The following is a 14,344-nucleotide window of genomic DNA, read 5'->3' as shown; positions in this document are numbered from 1 at the left end:
TAATCCGGAACCATGAATCAGACCGCATCGAGTTACTACTTCCACCAGATCGATCCGGTGGCGTTCGAGATCTTCGGTTTTGCCGTGTACTGGTACAGCCTCATGTATCTCGTCGCTTTCGGCGCTTTCTGGCTGCTTGGGCGCCTGCGTGCCCGGCGTGAGGATGCGCCGCTGTCGCCGGATCGGGTTGGTGATCTCCTGTTCTGGGGCGTGCTCGGCGTGGTTGTCGGCGGTCGCCTCGGATACGTCCTGTTCTACGGCCTTGACCAACTGCTGGCCGATCCCCTGTTCGTGTTTCGCATCCGCGACGGCGGCATGAGTTTCCACGGCGGTCTGATCGGGGTTATCGTGGCGATCTGGGCCTATGGCCGCCACCTCGGCTGCGGGTTTCTGCGTCTGGCCGACTTCGTGGCGCCGCTGGTTCCGCTCGGTCTGGCCGCCGGTCGACTGGGCAACTTCATTGGCGGGGAACTGTGGGGCCGCAAGACCGATGTGCCCTGGGCGATGATCTTTCCATCATCGGTGCCGGCCGACAGCGGGGTCACCCAGACGCTCTACCAGCAGTATCTGTCCGGCGCGCTCGACGAGTTTGCCCGCCACCCCTCCCAGCTCTACCAGGCAGCGCTGGAAGGGCTGGCCCTGTTCATCATCCTGTGGCTGTTCTTGGCACGCCCGCGCCCGACCGGAGCGGTGGGCGGCGCATTTCTGGTGGGTTACGCGCTGTTTCGCAGTATCGCGGAGTTTTTCCGCGAACCCGACGCGCATCTGGGCTTCGTGGCCTTCGACTGGGTCACCATGGGTCAGGTGCTGTCGCTACCGATGCTGGTTGCCGGCGTTGCGCTGATGGTATGGGCCTATCGGGGACGGTCATGAACACCTACCTCGATCTGCTGCGCCACGTGCGCGACCACGGCCGGCGCCGCAGCGATCGTACCGGAACCGGCACACTGAGCGTTTTCGGCTACCAGATGCGTTTCGGCCTGGCCGACTCCTTTCCGCTGGTGACCACCAAGAAGCTGCACCTGAAGTCGATCATCCACGAACTGCTGTGGTTTATCCGCGGGGATACGCGGATCGATTACCTCCAGCGCCACGGGGTTACCATCTGGGATGAATGGGCCGACGATAGCGGCAGCCTGGGTCCGGTCTACGGCGCGCAGTGGCGGTCCTGGCCTGCACCGGACGGTCGCCGCATCGATCAGCTCAGTGCGGTCATCGAACAGATCCGCCAGCGTCCCTATTCCCGTCGCCATGTCGTGTCAGCCTGGAATCCGGCCGATCTTCCCGATGAATCGGTCTCGCCGCCGGACAATGCCCGGGCCGGCCGCATGGCGCTGGCGCCGTGTCACTGCCTGTTCCAGTTTTACGTGGCCGACGGCCGTCTCAGCTGTCAGCTCTACCAGCGCTCGGCCGACTGCTTTCTTGGCGTGCCGTTCAACATTGCGAGCTACGCGCTGCTGACGCTGATGGTGGCGCAGGTCACCGAACTGCTGCCCGGCGAGCTGGTCCACACGCTTGGGGACGCCCATGTTTATACCAACCATCTCGAGCAGGTCGATGAGCAGCTCTCGCGCGAGCCGTTTCCGCTACCGGCCATGCGTCTGAATCCGCAGCGCCGGCATATCGGGGATTTCGAGTTTGACGACTTCGAGCTGCTTGGCTACCGGGCGCACCCGCCGATCAGAGCGCCGATCGCGGTCTGATGGCTCAGCCTGAAGTTGTGCTTGTAGCCGCCATGGCGCGCAATCGCGTGATCGGGCGCGACGGGACCATGCCCTGGCACCTGCCGGCCGATCTCGGTCATTTCAAGGCGATTACGCTGGGTCATCCGGTGGTCATGGGTCGCCGCACCTTCGAGTCAATCGGCCGGCCGTTGTCCGGACGCCGCAACATCGTCATCAGCCGCAGCCAACCGCGATTGCCCGGAGGGGTGATCCTGGCCGGCAGCCTTGACCAGGCCCTGGCGACGGCCGGTGGTGAGTCGGTCATGGTGATCGGCGGGGGTGAGATCTACCGCCATGCAATCGTGCGAGCTGACCGCATGGAACTGACCCTGATCGATGCCGTGATCGATGGCGACGTGCGCTTCCCGAGCTGGTCAGACGACGACTGGCAGCTGGCGGCGATGACCGCCAGACCGGCTGACCGGTGCAATCCCCACCGGCTGGTCTTCTGCAGCCTGCGACGCAGCGCAACGGACAGTGAGCAGCGATGATGGAGGGCAGGGAAAGCCCGGCAGGCGAAACGCAGTCCGGCAGCGACTGGACCGCCAAGCGACGGGTCACGCTGGTTGGTGCCGTGATCAATCTGGCGCTGGCGCTCGGCAAGATCGTCGCCGGCGTGCTGGGGCATTCCCAGGCGCTGATTGTCGACGGCGTCCATTCGCTGTCCGACCTGGTCAGTGACGCGGTCGTGCTTGGCGCCGCACGCTGGGGCTCGATCGAGCCCGATGAGAACCATCCGTACGGTCATGAGCGGATTGAAACCGTTGCGACCGCCGTTGTCGGACTGCTGTTGCTCGGTGTCGCGGTGGTCTTTGTCGTGGATGCCATTTTGCGGCTGCTCTCTCCCGAGCGCTTGCTCAACCCCGGTTGGCTGGCCCTGTCGGCTGCCCTGCTGTCGGTTCTCGCCAAGGAGGTGCTTTATCACTACACGCGGGTCATCGCGCGCCAGACCCGCTCGATGCTGATCGCGGCGAACGCCTGGCACCATCGCTCCGACGCGCTGTCGTCGCTGATCGTGATTGCCGGGGTTGGCGGGGTGATGCTCGGGGTGACCAGCCTGGACGCAGTGGCCGCCATCGTGGTGGCGCTGATGGTTGGCTGGATGGGTGGGCGATTCGCGCTCTCGGCCCTGATCGAGCTGGTCGACACCGCCGCGCCGCCGCGCGAGCAGGCCGAGCTGGAAATCCGGATTCGCCAGGTCGATGGCGTATGCGACCTGGCCGACCTGCGCACCCGGCGCATGGGTGGCCGAATCGTCATGGACGTGCGCATCCTGCTCGACCCGGATCTGTCGCTGGCGCAGGCCGATCGCATTGCCGCGCGCGTGCGTCGCACCCTGCTCGACGAGTCGACCGAAGTCAGCGATGTGGTCGTCAGCGTGGCACCGTTTCGCCAGGACCGGACCGGCTCTTGAAGCGGCAGATCTTCATCGGTGATCTGCAGGGCTGCCTGGATCCGCTCAGGCGCCTGCTTGACCGGGTGAGATTCGACCCGTCAGCCGACCGGCTGCGCCTGGCCGGCGATCTGGTCAATCGCGGCGGTCAGTCGCTTGAAACCCTGCGCCTTGTCCATTCGCTGCGCGGCAGCGCGATGAGCGTGCTGGGCAACCATGATCTGCATCTGCTGGCCTATGCCTGCGGGCGCCCGCGCGGGGGTAAACGCAACAAGGAGTTTGACCGGGTACTGGACGCGCCCGATGCCGCCGAACTGCTGGGCTGGCTGCGACGGCAGCCGCTGATGTGGAAAAGCAACCGTCGCCGGCTGGTCCTGGTTCATGCCGGTGTCGATCCGCGCTGGGGTCCGAAAACCGCCCAAATCAGGGCGCGCGAGGTCGAGTACGCGCTGGCCCAGGATGCGATTCATTTCTTTGACCACATGTACGGTGACCGTCCGCGCCGATGGCGGCCCGGCCAGCCTCACCACAAGCGTCTGAGGTCGATCACCAACGTGTTCACGCGCATGCGCTTCTGCGACCGCGACGGGCGGCTGGATCTCGAATCCAAGGGCAGCCCGGACAACGTACCCCGTGGATTCCGCCCCTGGTTTGAGCACCTGCATGCCGACTGGACGGGCTGGCACATCATTTTCGGCCACTGGTCGCTGCTCGGCTTGTACCAGGATGAGCGGGTCACCTGTCTGGACAGCGGCTGCGTCTGGGGTGGCGCGCTGACCGCGCTGATTATCGACGGCCAGGCCCGCCGCATCGAATCCGTCGACTGCCGGTCGCGCTGAATCAGCCGGCCAGAGCAGTCATGACCGGCGTCGGGTCCGGACGATTTCCGGTCCAGATTTCGAATGCCAGTGCCGCCTGCCCGACCAGCATGCCCAGGCCGTCGTGGACCGTCAGGCCTTGAGCCCTGCACCACTCGGCGAAGGGCTGGTGAGCCGCACCGTAGTTGAGATCCCAGGCACAGGCTCGTGCTGACAGCCAGGATCGGCGCAGCGGCGGCAATGCCTGGCCATGACCGGCGCTGGTTGCCTGGATGACCAGGTCGAAGTTCTGCTGGCCGGGCATGTCAGGGCCGGCGGCGTGGACGGGTCCCAGATGGGCGTGGCGATCGGTCAATCGCTCGGCGCGCTCGATCGTGCGGTTGACAATGCACACTTCGGCCGGCCCGCGCTCCAGCAGCGAGCCGATAATGCCCGCCGCCGCCCCACCGGCACCGATGATCAGAATGCGCCGGCCGATCAGATCGATGTTGCAGCGGTCGAAGTCGTACAGCAGGCCGCCGCCGTCGGTGTTGAATCCGTGCCAGCGCTCGCTGCTTCGGCGCAGCGTGTTGACGGCCCGAGCGCGGCGTGCGTTGATATCGATCTCGGTGCACACACTCAGGCCGACCGCCTTGAGCGGCACGGTCAGGTTCACGCCGATGCCCCCGGAGGCGCGAAATGCGTCCAGCTCGGCCGGTAGCGCATCGATGCCGCACTCGATGGCGCGGTAGTCGATGCTCATGCCGAACTGTTCGCCAAACAGTTGATGAATGCGCGGCGACAGGCTGTGCGACACCGGGTTGCCAAACAGGGCCAGTTTGCAGATTGACGGCTTGATCATCGTTTGCTCTGATTGTCGATCTGGTCCGGGCAACGCCAATCGCCCTGCCCGCTGCCGGGCCGGCTCCCGCTGTCATCTCTCGCACCCATAGCGCCAGACCGGGTCATCCCGGCCCGGCATGATACGGGCAAAAGCCGCTTCCCGCTAGCGAGCATCAACACGAAGTATGCCGATGCGGCAGCATCTGAGAGAGTCTTGTAACCAGGCGTTTTCGGTCGTATTCTCATAGCCTCAACGAGGGAGAGAAAAGATGAAGAAAGTATTCCTGGCCATGCTTCTGGCGCTGTTGTTCCAGCCTGCGGTGGCGCAGAACCTTGTCACCAACGGCACATTCGACAGCGATATCAGTGGCTGGGAGCCGGACAGCTCGAACGATAACGAGGTGACATGGGTCGGTGACGACGGCAGCACGGCGCCGGGATCGCTCCAGGTCAGCGACAACTTCAACAACGGCGGTGTCAGTACCACCGCGCATGCTCCCGTACCGATTCAGGCAGGCGAAACCTATTCTATAACCGCCGCCGCCAAGGTGATCGGCGCTTCAGAGGCGCGGGCAGCCACGCTGGTGATCAGGTGGCTCGATGAGAATCAGTGGGCCACGGGATTCAGCAATTATGCGGGCACGTCTCCTGATGACCCCACCGACCAGTGGCATGACATCGAAGGACAGTTCACGGCGCCTGAGGATACGCACTTTGCCCAAGTGATGCTGGGTGTCGAGACTTCTGACAGTGGCTCGCAGAATGATTCGATTGCTCGCTGGGACGATGTGCGCTTTTCCCTGGCAGACAACGAGGGCTTTTCCGTGCTCGCCGCCCATACCGGCATGTGGTACTTGCCCGGTCAATCCGGCCATGGTGTGAGTGTAGAGATTCTCGACGGCAACCGGGCCCTCATCATCTGGTACACCTACGACAAGGACGGGAATCAGATGTGGGTGTTGGGCACGGGTGAGCACGATGGTCTGGTCATCTCAGTCGATGCGCTGGTGACTGCAGGTGCGAAGTTTCCACCGGATTTCGAAGAAGAGGATGTGGAGGCAACGCTCTGGGGTCAGTTGATCCTGTCATTCAGCGGCTGCGACGAGGGCCTGTTCAAATGGGTGCCGGTCGAAGGGAACGGGTTTGCGGCTGGAGAGATACCGGTCTTTCGCCTGACCGGCATCCAGGGTCTTAGTTGCGTCGAATAGACCGACCGGCTTGCCCGATCGCGATACGCCCACCCTCAAGGCCTGACCGTGTCTCGCTGCGCCCGGGTCATGACTGCTCCGGCCAGCGCGGCGCAGTCCGGCCTCTGGTTTTCGCGTCGGTTTTCAGTCTGTAAGCAGCGCTGCAGCTTCCAGAGCGGCGTAGGTGAGAATGCCGCTGGCGCCGGCGCGGCGGATCGATAGCAGCGTCTCGAGCAACGCTTTGTCGTGATCCAGCCAGCCGTTCGCGGCGGCCGCCTTGAGCATGGCGTACTCGCCGGAGACATGGTAGGCGAAGGTCGGCGCGCCGAAGGCGTCGTGTACCCGCCGGATGATGTCCAGGTACGGCAGGGCCGGTTTGATCATGATCCAGTCGGCGCCTTCCTCAAGGTCGAGCCGTGCTTCCCTGAGCGCCTCGTCGCTGTTGGCCGGGTCCATCTGAAAACTGTCCTTGCCCGCCTTGCCCAGACTGGCCGCCGAGCCAACGGCGTCGCGAAATGGACCGTAGTAGCTTGACGCGTACTTGGCCGCATAGCTGAGGATCAGAGTGTTGACATGCCCCTCTTTTTCGAGCCGGCTGCGGATGGCGCCGATCCGCCCGTCCATCATGTCGGACGGGGCGAGGACGTCCGCGCCGGCTTCGGCGTGGCTGAGCGCCTGGCGGACCAGAATCCCGACCGTTTCGTCGTTGACCACGTAGCCGTCATTGTCAACGACGCCATCGAGGCCGTGGCGAGTGTAGGGATCAAGCGCGATATCGGTGATGACGCCGAGTTCGGGAAAGCGCTGCTTGAGCGCGCGCACGCTGTTCTGGACCAGTCCGTCCTCGCGCCAGGCCTCGGCGGCATCGTCGGTCTTGCGATCGGGCGGTACCACGGGAAACAGCGCAATGGCCGGGACGCCCAGCATCAGACAGCGCTCGGCCGTGGCCAGCAGCTCGGCCCGGCCCAGGCGCTCGACGCCGGGCATCGATGGCACCGGTTCGCTGCCGGCGGCCTGGTCGAGCACGAAAACCGGCAGCACCAGATGGTCTGGATGCAGGCCTGTCTCGCGGACCAGTGCGCGCGAGAAGGCATGTGTTCGACTGCGTCGCAGGCGGGTCGAGGGAAAGGCCATGGCCGAAAAGCGTGTGGGCGCGCGAGCCATTATACGGTTGCGCTGTGTCTGAGCGTTACCGATCGTTGGCCGCGTACCCGGCTCCCCCGCCGCCGTCCCTGGCCAGCCAGGCGAAGTAGTCCCGTGTCGCAAGACGCTGTTCGGCCGCGCTTTGCGCGCGGTTGATGCTTGCGCGAAAGGTGGCGCTGTCCGGTTGACTGCCGGCATACCAGGCCAGGTGCTTGCGGGCAATGCGCACGCCGCGTGATTCGCCGTAGAAGGCGCACAGTGCTTCGAGATGCTCGAGCAGGATCGCGCAGACGGCCCCGGGCGTGGGTTCGGGCAGGCGCTGACCCGTGGCGAGAAAATGGGCAATGTCCCGGAAGATCCAGGGCCTGCCCTGTGCGGCCCGCCCGATCAGAACGCCGGCTGCGCCGGTATAGTCGAGCACGCGCCGGGCCTTCTCCGGGCTGTCGATATCACCGTTGGCCCAAACCGGAATCGAGACGTCGGCAGCAATCTCTGCGATGGTGTCGTATTCGGCCTGGCCGGTGTATTTCTGATCCCGGGTGCGGCCGTGTACGGCCAGCGCGGCGATACCGCAATCCTCCGCAATGCGGGCAATGGACAGGCCGTTGCGATGCGTCTGGTCCCAGCCGGTACGGATCTTGAGGGTGACCGGCACCTCGACGGCCGCGACAACGGCGGCAAGAATGCGCGCGACCAGCAGCTCGTCGCGCATCAGCGCCGAGCCGGCCCACAAGCGACAGACCTTCTTGGCCGGGCAGCCCATGTTGATATCGATGATGTCCGCGCCGCGCTCGACGTTGTAGCGTGCCGCCGCTGCCAGCTGCTGCGGCAACGCGCCGGCAATCTGAACGCTGATGGGTCCGGGTTCGCCGGCGTGACTGATGCGTTCGAGCGACTTGCGGGTATGACGCAGCGCCGGGTTGGCGGCGACCATTTCCGAGGTTGCCAGCCCCGCCCCCAGCGTGCGGCACAGTCGCCTGAACGGACTGTCGGTGACACCGGCCATCGGCGCCAGACCCAGTGCGGGCGCAACGCAATGGCGGCCAATCCTGACCGACGGCAGTGCCGCGCCGACGGATGGGCGGATGGATGCTGTTACCGAACGCATGACGCATTGTAGAATGGATATGGCTCGGTCAGGGGGACAGCCAACGGTCCACGCGCCTTGCCGGGAGGAAAGCGCATGAAGAAATACTCGGAGCGACGCCGTTTCCACCGCTTTCCTTTCGATGCGCGCTGTGAACTGGTCGTCGCTGGCCAACGCCATCTCTGTGACCTGCTTGACATCTCCATTAACGGGGCGCTGATCGAGCCGGTCGGTGACCTTGATTTGCCGACCGGCGACGGCCGTTTGCTGCTGGAAGTCCGCGGTGAACTGGCGGGCGACGAGATCGCGTTCAGCGTGGTGGTCGACGTGGTGCGACTGGAATCAATGCGCATGGCCTGTCGCTTCGTCGAAGTCGATGTCGACAGTTTCGAGTCGCTGAAAGACCTGGTGGCCGACAACCTGGGGGATTTGGAACTGCTCGATCGAGAGCTGACGCAGCTCGATTACTGGCCGGGACTGGCGCCGGCGCGGGCGGTTGGCTGAAGCAGCCAGCGCGCGAAGGCCTGTTCCAGCTCCTCGCGCCCCTGCCCGGTGGTGGCTGAAAACAGCTGAACGCCGACCGAGTCGTCGACGGTGTCGCGCAATCTGAGCAGCGCCTCCTTCTGCTTGCCCCGCCCAAGCTTGTCAGCCTTGGTCAGGACCAGGTGCAGGCCCAGCTCGCGAGCGGCTGCCCAGTTGATCAGATCGATGTCCCCGGGCTTGAGCGGATGCCGGATATCCATGACGATGATCAGTCCAATCAGGGCCTTGCGGCGTGACAGGTAGCCATGGATCAAGCCCTGCCAATGACGCTGCAGATCACCGCTGACGCGGGCGAATCCGTAGCCCGGCAGGTCGACCAGGTGGCGTTGTTCGTCGAGACGGAAGAACACCAGTTGGCGGGTGCGGCCAGGCGTGCGGCTGGTGCGGGCCAGGGATTTCTGTCGGCAAACGCGGTTGATCAGGCTCGATTTGCCGGCGTTCGAGCGGCCCGCGATGGCAATCTCGACGCCGCGATCAGGGGGCAGTTGCGCCTGCGTGTGCACACTGAGCAGGTATTCGGCTCGGTCGAGCAATGGACGAATTGGATTCACGGACTGGCACAGCCTTGATCAAGAGGCGATAATATCAGGTTCAAGTCATTGAGCAGGAGTAGCGTGGAGATGGTCCGTATCTTGGTGTTGCTGTCGGCCCTGGTGCCGCTAATCGCGGTGGCGGCCGGCGATCCCGAAGCCGGCGCGGAGAAGGCCGCCGTATGCGCCTCCTGTCACGGCATGGACGGGAACAGTCAGGTGACCATCTGGCCGAAGCTGGCCGGTCAGCACGCAGACTACGCGGCCCGCCAGTCCATCCTCATACGGGACGGCCGGCGCAACGTGCCCGAGATGTACCCGATCGTGCAGGGAATGAGCGACCAGGACCTGGCCGACATCGCGGCCTTCTACGAGCAGCAAAGTTTGTCTTCCGGCGTGGCCGACGAGTCGCTGGCCGAACTGGGTCGGTCGATCTACCAGGCCGGCAACGCCGAATCGGGCGTGCCCGCCTGCGGCGCCTGTCACGGTCCGGCCGGCAACGGCATTCCCGGTGCCGGATTTCCGGTGCTGCGCGCACAGCACGCCGACTACACCGCCAAACGCCTGCAGGCGTACCGCGGCGGCGAGCACAACGGCGAGGACGACCCCTACAGCCAGATCATGGTCGCGGTCAGCCGAAATCTGACCGATGAGGAAATCGAGGCCGTCAGCAGCTACATCGAGGGCCTGCACATGGACCGCTGGTGAAGCGGGCCCGTCAATACTCAATGGAACTTGCCATCGGACAAGCCGGTCTGACAGCCGCACAAGCCCCTAAAAATTCGGAGACTCGAATGCGCTACTACTCGACAGCCGTCTTTGCCGCCCTGGTGCTGGTATCGACATCGCTGGCTGCCCAGCCCTTCCAGGAAGGTCGGCACTTCGATCGTGTTGGCACGCCGACGGTCACGCCCGAGGATCGGGTGGTGGTCACCGATGCGTTCGCCTATCCCTGCCCGGCCTGCCGTCGTTTTCTGCCGGTCATGGAGGCCTGGAAGGCTGATCAGCCCGACTATGTCGAAGTGCAGCGGCTGCCGGTGGCGCTGCAGCCCGGATGGGACCTGTTCGCGCGTGCCTTCTACACCGCTGAAGTCATGGGCCTGCTGGATGACTCGCACGAGGCGCTGTTCAAGGCAGTGCACGACGAGCGCCGGTCGATGCGCAGTTTCGATGATATCGCCGGGTTCTACGAGCAGTACGGCGTGTCGGCCAGCTCGTTCAAGAATACCGCGCAGTCGTTTGCGGTTGATGCGAGCATGCGTCAGAACCGCAACGAGGTGCGTGGATTCGGTGTTCGAGGTACACCAACGGTTGTCGTTCAGGGCAAGTGGCGGGTCAGCCCCAGTGGTTTCAACAGCTACGACGAGATGATGGAGGTGGTTGATTACCTGGTCGCGCGTGAGGCCGAGGCGCTGGGACTGGGCGAAGGCGCCAACCAAGCGTCGGAGGCAGCCGAAGAGGCCGGACCAGCCGCTGACGAACAGTCCGCGACGGAATCCGGCTAGCCGCCGTGAGCGGCCGAGGCCGGCAGCTCAGGCTGCTGAGCTACAACATTCAGGCCGGCACCACGACCGGCAAGTACCGTGAGTATGTTACCCGCAGCTGGCGGCAGGTGTTGCCGAACAACCAGCGGGTGGCCAATCTTGACGCCATCGCCGAACTGGTTCGCGACTACGATATTGTTGCGCTGCAGGAGGTCGATTGCGGCAGCCTGCGGTCCGGGTTTCTCAATCAGGCCAAGTATCTGGCAACCCACGCGCGCTTTCCCTACTGGAATCACCAGGGCAATCGCAAGGTGGGCATCGTCGCCCACGCCGGCAACGGGCTGCTCAGCCGGATCGAGCCGGCGGCCATCGAAGAGCATCGGTTGCCGGGCGCGATTCCGGGTCGTGGCGCCATCGTTGCGCGCTTCGGTGAAAGCCAGCGCGCGCTCCATCTGGTCGTGCTGCACCTGGCGCTCGGGCGCCGCGCTCGCGGTCAACAACTGCGCTACGTAGCCGGGCTGGTACGCGAGTTTCCGCATGTGGTCGTGATGGGCGATCTCAACACGCCGCCGGGTTCACGCGAGCTGATGCGGTTCTGTGACGAGGCCGGGCTGATCAATCCCGATCGGCACGTGCTGACCTTTCCGTCCTGGCATCCGCAGCGCGCCATTGACCATATTCTGGTCTCCGCTGACATGAATATCGCCGAGCTGCGGGCATTGCCGGTGAGCTATTCGGATCACCGGCCGCTGGCAATGACCCTCAACCTTGGAGACGATGTGGTGCTACCAGGCCATTCGCAGCGCCACGATTACCAGCATCACACCGAATAGCCGGCGCAACCGAGAGGCCGGCAGACGATGGGCCAGGGCCGCGCCAAGCGGGGCGGCCAGCATGCCGCCGAGACCGATCGTGACCACGCCCGGCAGCCACAGGTAACCGACCGTCCAGCGATCCGGTGCGGTCTCCGGCGAGAGCAGCGCGAACATCGCCGCGCCGGCCAGCGCGATGGGCCAGGCGCAGACGCTGGCCATTGCCACCGCCTGCACCATGGGGTAGCCGTTTCGCGCCAGATAGGGGACGTTGAAGGTGCCGCCGCCAATACCGATCATGGCCGAAATGCCGCCGATGGCCGGGCCCATCAGGGGCCAGCCACGTGGCCAGGGCGATCGTGCCTCGACGACCGGACGGTCGGGATTGAAGGCCATGCGCAAGCCGATCACCGCGGCAATGACGGCAAACACGCGCGCCAGGAGGCTGCCCGGTACGGACGAGGCGAGCCAGGCACCGCCGCTTGCACCGACGGCCACGGCCAGCCCGAGGCGCCACGCGCCGCGCCAGTCGATGGCTGCGCGGCCGTGATGGAACCACACGGCACCGATGGTGGTCAGCAGCATGGTCCCCAGTGAAGTCGCAACCGCCATCGGCGCGGCCGTATCGAGGGCCATATCCTGAACCAGAAACAAGGCGGTCAATGCAGGTACGATGACCAGACCGCCGCCGATGCCCAGCAGGCCGGCGAGCAGGCCGGCCACCAGCCCGATGGCCAGCAAAATGAGCGTGATTGAGAGCAAGGGATGTCGACCGCTGATGACCGGATGGCGCAATGAGTGCTGGAACAGGACAACCATGATAGCGGGGTTCTGGTCGCGTGCGGCGCAGGCCGTGCTCGCGGTGCTGGGGGCTGTCATCAGCGTGGCCGCCTGGAGTGCGGGCGATTCAGTGCAGCGCGAACGTGAGCGCGAGATCTTCCTTGCCGGCTGGGCGGCTGCGGGGCAGGGTGATCAGTCCGGAATCGTTGAGGCCATCGGCCGCCTCGACGACTATCCGCTGACCCCCTACCTTCAGTTCGAGCTTTTCCGCCAGCGCATTGATCAGCTATCGGAAACGATGGTGGCGCGGTTTCTGGCCCGTTACCGCCATTGGTCGTTCGCCTCGCGTCTGCAGACAGCCTGGCTGCGCAGCCTCGGCGAACGCGGGGCTTACGATACGCTCCTGCGTTACGCCGATGGCGTCAGTGATACCCGCGTTCGGTGCCACCGTGCGCGTGCGCGGCTTGCCGCCGGCAGGCTCGACGGGCTCGAGCAGGAGGTGGCCGGTTTGTGGACCGTCGGTCGGTCACAGCCTGATGCCTGTGATGCCGTCTTTGCCTGGTGGCGGCGCCAGGGCAATCCGGCACCGGAAACCGCCTGGCGCCGCTTTCTGCTTGCCGTTGAGGCCGGCGAGCACCAGCTGGCCGGTTATCTCAAGCGTTATCTGCCGCCGACCGAACGCCCCTGGGCCGATCACTGGCTGACCATGTACAGCCGTCCGGACGCTACGCTGCGGCAGGCCAGGCGCTGGCGTGACCATGATCGTTCCCGGGCCCTGGTGGCGTGGGGCATCAAGCGGCTGGCTCGGGAAGACTGGGCGCGCGCCGAGGCGCGCTGGCATTCACTGCGCGATCGATTCGGGCTGGACCCGGCCAGGCGCGAACGCATCGAGCGCGAGATCGCCCTGTTTCGCGCCGTGGCGCTGGACGCCGGCGCGATCGACGCGATCGATGCCTTGCCCGAAACGATGCGCGATGCGCAGATGATGGCCTGGCGGGCGCGGGCTGCACTGGCCCAGGGTGACTGGCCGGATGTGCTGTCGAGTATCCAGGCCATGCCGCTGCGGGATCAGGCCCGCTCGCGCTGGCGCTACTGGCGCGGCCGGGCGCTGGCCGAAATGAGTCGCCCGGAAGCGCTCGTGGCGTTTGCCTCGCTGGCCGCCGAGAGCAGCTATTACGGATTCCTGGCCGCTGCCCGCCTGGGTCAGCCATTGAATCTGTGCGAGCAGGACGTGGCCGCCGACGCGGCCATACAGCGGCGCCTGATGCGTGACGCGGAATTCGAGCGCGCGCTGGAGCTGTTCCATGTCGGACTGATCAACCACGCGCGGCAGACCTGGGCACGCGTGGCCCGACGTCTGGTGGCCGCCGAACTGGAGCAGGCGGCGCTGCTGGCGGCCGGCCATGGCTGGCACGATCTGGCCATTCGCGCGTTCAACGATGCCGGCACCACGCGCGCCTATCCGTGGCGGTTTCCGCTGGCCGAAAAAGGCCGCGTGCTGGAGGCCGCCCGCCGCTGGGGTATCGACCCCGCGCTGGCCTATGGCCTGATGCGGGCCGAGTCGGCCATGCAGCCTGATGCACGCTCCCCGGCCGGCGCCATTGGGCTGATGCAGCTCATGCCCTCGACCGCGCGCGCCGTGGCTGCGCGCAACGGCCTGAGTTACACCGGCCCCTCAGCGCTGCGCAATCCGGCCGTCAACGTGGCGCTGGGCGTGGCACACCTGGCCGAACTCGAGCGCCGCTTTTCCGGTGACTGGGTGGCGGTGGCGGCCGCCTACAACGCCGGCATCGGCGCCGCGACGCGCTGGCTCGATGAGCGCCCGAATGGTCAGGCGGATGTCTGGATCGAAACGCTGCCGTATCATGAGACACGCGACTACGTGCCGCGCGTTCTGGCATTTGCCACGATCTACGAGTGGCAGCTGCAGCGGCCGCCCCGGCTGCTTGCGGCACAGATCGCGCCGCAGGCGGGGGCCGCTGCGTTCGCTTGTGCGCCGTAGAAGCAGCCACCACCCTGTC

General features: G+C 65.5%; 16 protein-coding genes. 11 read left to right on the top strand and 5 right to left on the bottom strand.

What is annotated here, in order from left to right:
- Positions 1-12: 12 nt before the first annotated feature.
- Genes HND55_14710 through HND55_14690 form a run of 5 tightly spaced genes read left to right on the top strand, consistent with a single transcriptional unit; the run spans position 13 to position 3,956 of the window.
- Positions 13-873, top strand: a complete 861-nt coding sequence (locus HND55_14710) for a prolipoprotein diacylglyceryl transferase (GenBank protein QKK03799.1) — start codon at positions 13-15, stop codon at positions 871-873.
- Positions 870-1,703, top strand: coding sequence for a thymidylate synthase (locus HND55_14705; protein ID QKK03798.1), 834 nt, complete (start codon positions 870-872; stop codon positions 1,701-1,703). The genes HND55_14710 and HND55_14705 overlap by 4 nt, the downstream gene beginning before the upstream one ends.
- Positions 1,703-2,215, top strand: coding sequence for a dihydrofolate reductase (locus HND55_14700; protein ID QKK03797.1), 513 nt, complete (start codon positions 1,703-1,705; stop codon positions 2,213-2,215). The genes HND55_14705 and HND55_14700 overlap by 1 nt, the downstream gene beginning before the upstream one ends.
- Positions 2,215-3,138, top strand: coding sequence for a cation transporter (locus HND55_14695; protein QKK04138.1), 924 nt, complete (start codon positions 2,215-2,217; stop codon positions 3,136-3,138). The genes HND55_14700 and HND55_14695 overlap by 1 nt, the downstream gene beginning before the upstream one ends.
- Positions 3,139-3,146: 8 nt before the next feature.
- Positions 3,147-3,956, top strand: a complete 810-nt coding sequence (locus HND55_14690) for a symmetrical bis(5'-nucleosyl)-tetraphosphatase (protein QKK04137.1) — start codon at positions 3,147-3,149, stop codon at positions 3,954-3,956.
- A 1-nt stretch (position 3,957) separates the two neighbouring features.
- Here the strand turns inward: HND55_14690 and aroE are convergent, their stop codons facing one another.
- The gene (gene aroE / locus HND55_14685; GenBank protein ID QKK03796.1) at positions 3,958-4,776 is read right to left on the bottom strand and encodes a shikimate dehydrogenase; all 819 of its coding nucleotides are present in this window, start codon (positions 4,774-4,776) and stop codon (positions 3,958-3,960) included.
- A gap of 271 nt (positions 4,777-5,047) precedes the next feature.
- On the opposite strand from aroE, the gene HND55_14680 reads away from it, so the two are divergent.
- Positions 5,048-5,965 (top strand): hypothetical protein, encoded by a 918-nt coding sequence (locus HND55_14680; protein ID QKK03795.1) that lies wholly within the window; start codon positions 5,048-5,050, stop codon positions 5,963-5,965.
- Between the two features lie 123 nt (positions 5,966-6,088).
- Here the strand turns inward: HND55_14680 and hemB are convergent, their stop codons facing one another.
- Together hemB and dusB are read right to left on the bottom strand one after the other, a co-directional pair.
- A complete protein-coding gene (hemB, locus tag HND55_14675; GenBank protein QKK03794.1) occupies positions 6,089-7,108 on the bottom strand; it encodes a porphobilinogen synthase in 1,020 nt (339 codons plus the stop codon).
- A 25-nt stretch (positions 7,109-7,133) separates the two neighbouring features.
- Positions 7,134-8,195 (bottom strand): tRNA dihydrouridine synthase DusB, encoded by a 1,062-nt coding sequence (gene dusB, locus HND55_14670; protein QKK03793.1) that lies wholly within the window; start codon positions 8,193-8,195, stop codon positions 7,134-7,136.
- A 75-nt stretch (positions 8,196-8,270) separates the two neighbouring features.
- On the opposite strand from dusB, the gene HND55_14665 reads away from it, so the two are divergent.
- A complete protein-coding gene (locus HND55_14665; protein QKK03792.1) occupies positions 8,271-8,678 on the top strand; it encodes a PilZ domain-containing protein in 408 nt (135 codons plus the stop codon).
- Here the strand turns inward: HND55_14665 and HND55_14660 are convergent.
- Entirely contained in the window at positions 8,639-9,259 is a 621-nt protein-coding gene (locus HND55_14660) for a YihA family ribosome biogenesis GTP-binding protein (GenBank protein QKK04136.1), read from the bottom strand. The genes HND55_14665 and HND55_14660 overlap by 40 nt on opposite strands.
- Positions 9,260-9,337: 78 nt before the next feature.
- Here HND55_14660 and HND55_14655 point away from each other — a divergent pair, with 78 nt between their 5' ends.
- The 3 genes from HND55_14655 to HND55_14645 all read left to right on the top strand — a co-directional run bounded on the left by HND55_14655 (position 9,338) and on the right by HND55_14645 (position 11,564).
- The gene (locus tag HND55_14655) at positions 9,338-9,955 is read left to right on the top strand and encodes a cytochrome c4 (GenBank protein QKK03791.1); all 618 of its coding nucleotides are present in this window, start codon (positions 9,338-9,340) and stop codon (positions 9,953-9,955) included.
- 86 nt (positions 9,956-10,041) lie between these two features.
- The gene (locus HND55_14650; GenBank protein QKK03790.1) at positions 10,042-10,752 is read left to right on the top strand and encodes a thiol:disulfide interchange protein DsbA/DsbL; all 711 of its coding nucleotides are present in this window, start codon (positions 10,042-10,044) and stop codon (positions 10,750-10,752) included.
- Positions 10,753-10,787: 35 nt separating this feature from the next.
- Entirely contained in the window at positions 10,788-11,564 is a 777-nt protein-coding gene (locus tag HND55_14645; GenBank protein QKK04135.1) for an EEP domain-containing protein, read from the top strand.
- Here HND55_14645 and HND55_14640 read toward each other — a convergent pair.
- Complete coding sequence (locus HND55_14640; GenBank protein QKK03789.1) at positions 11,517-12,362, bottom strand: sulfite exporter TauE/SafE family protein; 846 nt, start codon at positions 12,360-12,362, stop codon at positions 11,517-11,519. The two genes, HND55_14645 and HND55_14640, sit on opposite strands and share 48 nt — an antisense overlap.
- On the opposite strand from HND55_14640, the gene HND55_14635 reads away from it, so the two are divergent.
- Complete coding sequence (locus HND55_14635) at positions 12,361-14,325, top strand: transglycosylase SLT domain-containing protein (protein QKK03788.1); 1,965 nt, start codon at positions 12,361-12,363, stop codon at positions 14,323-14,325. The two genes, HND55_14640 and HND55_14635, sit on opposite strands and share 2 nt — an antisense overlap.
- Positions 14,326-14,344: the final 19 nt, after the last annotated feature.

The sequence above is a fragment of the Pseudomonadota bacterium genome, from assembly GCA_013285445.1.
In the GTDB taxonomy this organism is placed as follows: Bacteria; Pseudomonadota; Gammaproteobacteria; order Xanthomonadales; family Wenzhouxiangellaceae; genus Wenzhouxiangella.
This window is presented reverse-complemented; position numbering and strand designations above follow the sequence as displayed.

What these genes read in the sequence shown, in the direction of transcription:
- HND55_14655 (QKK03791.1), top strand. Translation starts at nt 9,338, where the DNA reads ATGGTCCGTATCTTGGTGTTGCTGTCGGCCCTGGTGCCGCTAATCGCG.
- HND55_14705 (QKK03798.1), top strand. Translation starts at nt 870, where the DNA reads ATGAACACCTACCTCGATCTGCTGCGCCACGTGCGCGACCACGGCCGG.
- HND55_14680 (QKK03795.1), top strand. Translation starts at nt 5,048, where the DNA reads ATGCTTCTGGCGCTGTTGTTCCAGCCTGCGGTGGCGCAGAACCTTGTC.
- HND55_14710 (QKK03799.1), top strand. Translation starts at nt 13, where the DNA reads ATGAATCAGACCGCATCGAGTTACTACTTCCACCAGATCGATCCGGTG.
- HND55_14635 (QKK03788.1), top strand. Translation starts at nt 12,361, where the DNA reads ATGATAGCGGGGTTCTGGTCGCGTGCGGCGCAGGCCGTGCTCGCGGTG.
- HND55_14650 (QKK03790.1), top strand. Translation starts at nt 10,042, where the DNA reads ATGCGCTACTACTCGACAGCCGTCTTTGCCGCCCTGGTGCTGGTATCG.
- HND55_14700 (QKK03797.1), top strand. Translation starts at nt 1,703, where the DNA reads ATGGCTCAGCCTGAAGTTGTGCTTGTAGCCGCCATGGCGCGCAATCGC.
- HND55_14640 (QKK03789.1), bottom strand. Translation starts at nt 12,362, where the DNA reads ATGGTTGTCCTGTTCCAGCACTCATTGCGCCATCCGGTCATCAGCGGT.
- HND55_14665 (QKK03792.1), top strand. Translation starts at nt 8,271, where the DNA reads ATGAAGAAATACTCGGAGCGACGCCGTTTCCACCGCTTTCCTTTCGAT.
- hemB (QKK03794.1), bottom strand. Translation starts at nt 7,108, where the DNA reads ATGGCTCGCGCGCCCACACGCTTTTCGGCCATGGCCTTTCCCTCGACC.
- aroE (QKK03796.1), bottom strand. Translation starts at nt 4,776, where the DNA reads ATGATCAAGCCGTCAATCTGCAAACTGGCCCTGTTTGGCAACCCGGTG.
- HND55_14695 (QKK04138.1), top strand. Translation starts at nt 2,215, where the DNA reads ATGGAGGGCAGGGAAAGCCCGGCAGGCGAAACGCAGTCCGGCAGCGAC.
- dusB (QKK03793.1), bottom strand. Translation starts at nt 8,195, where the DNA reads ATGCGTTCGGTAACAGCATCCATCCGCCCATCCGTCGGCGCGGCACTG.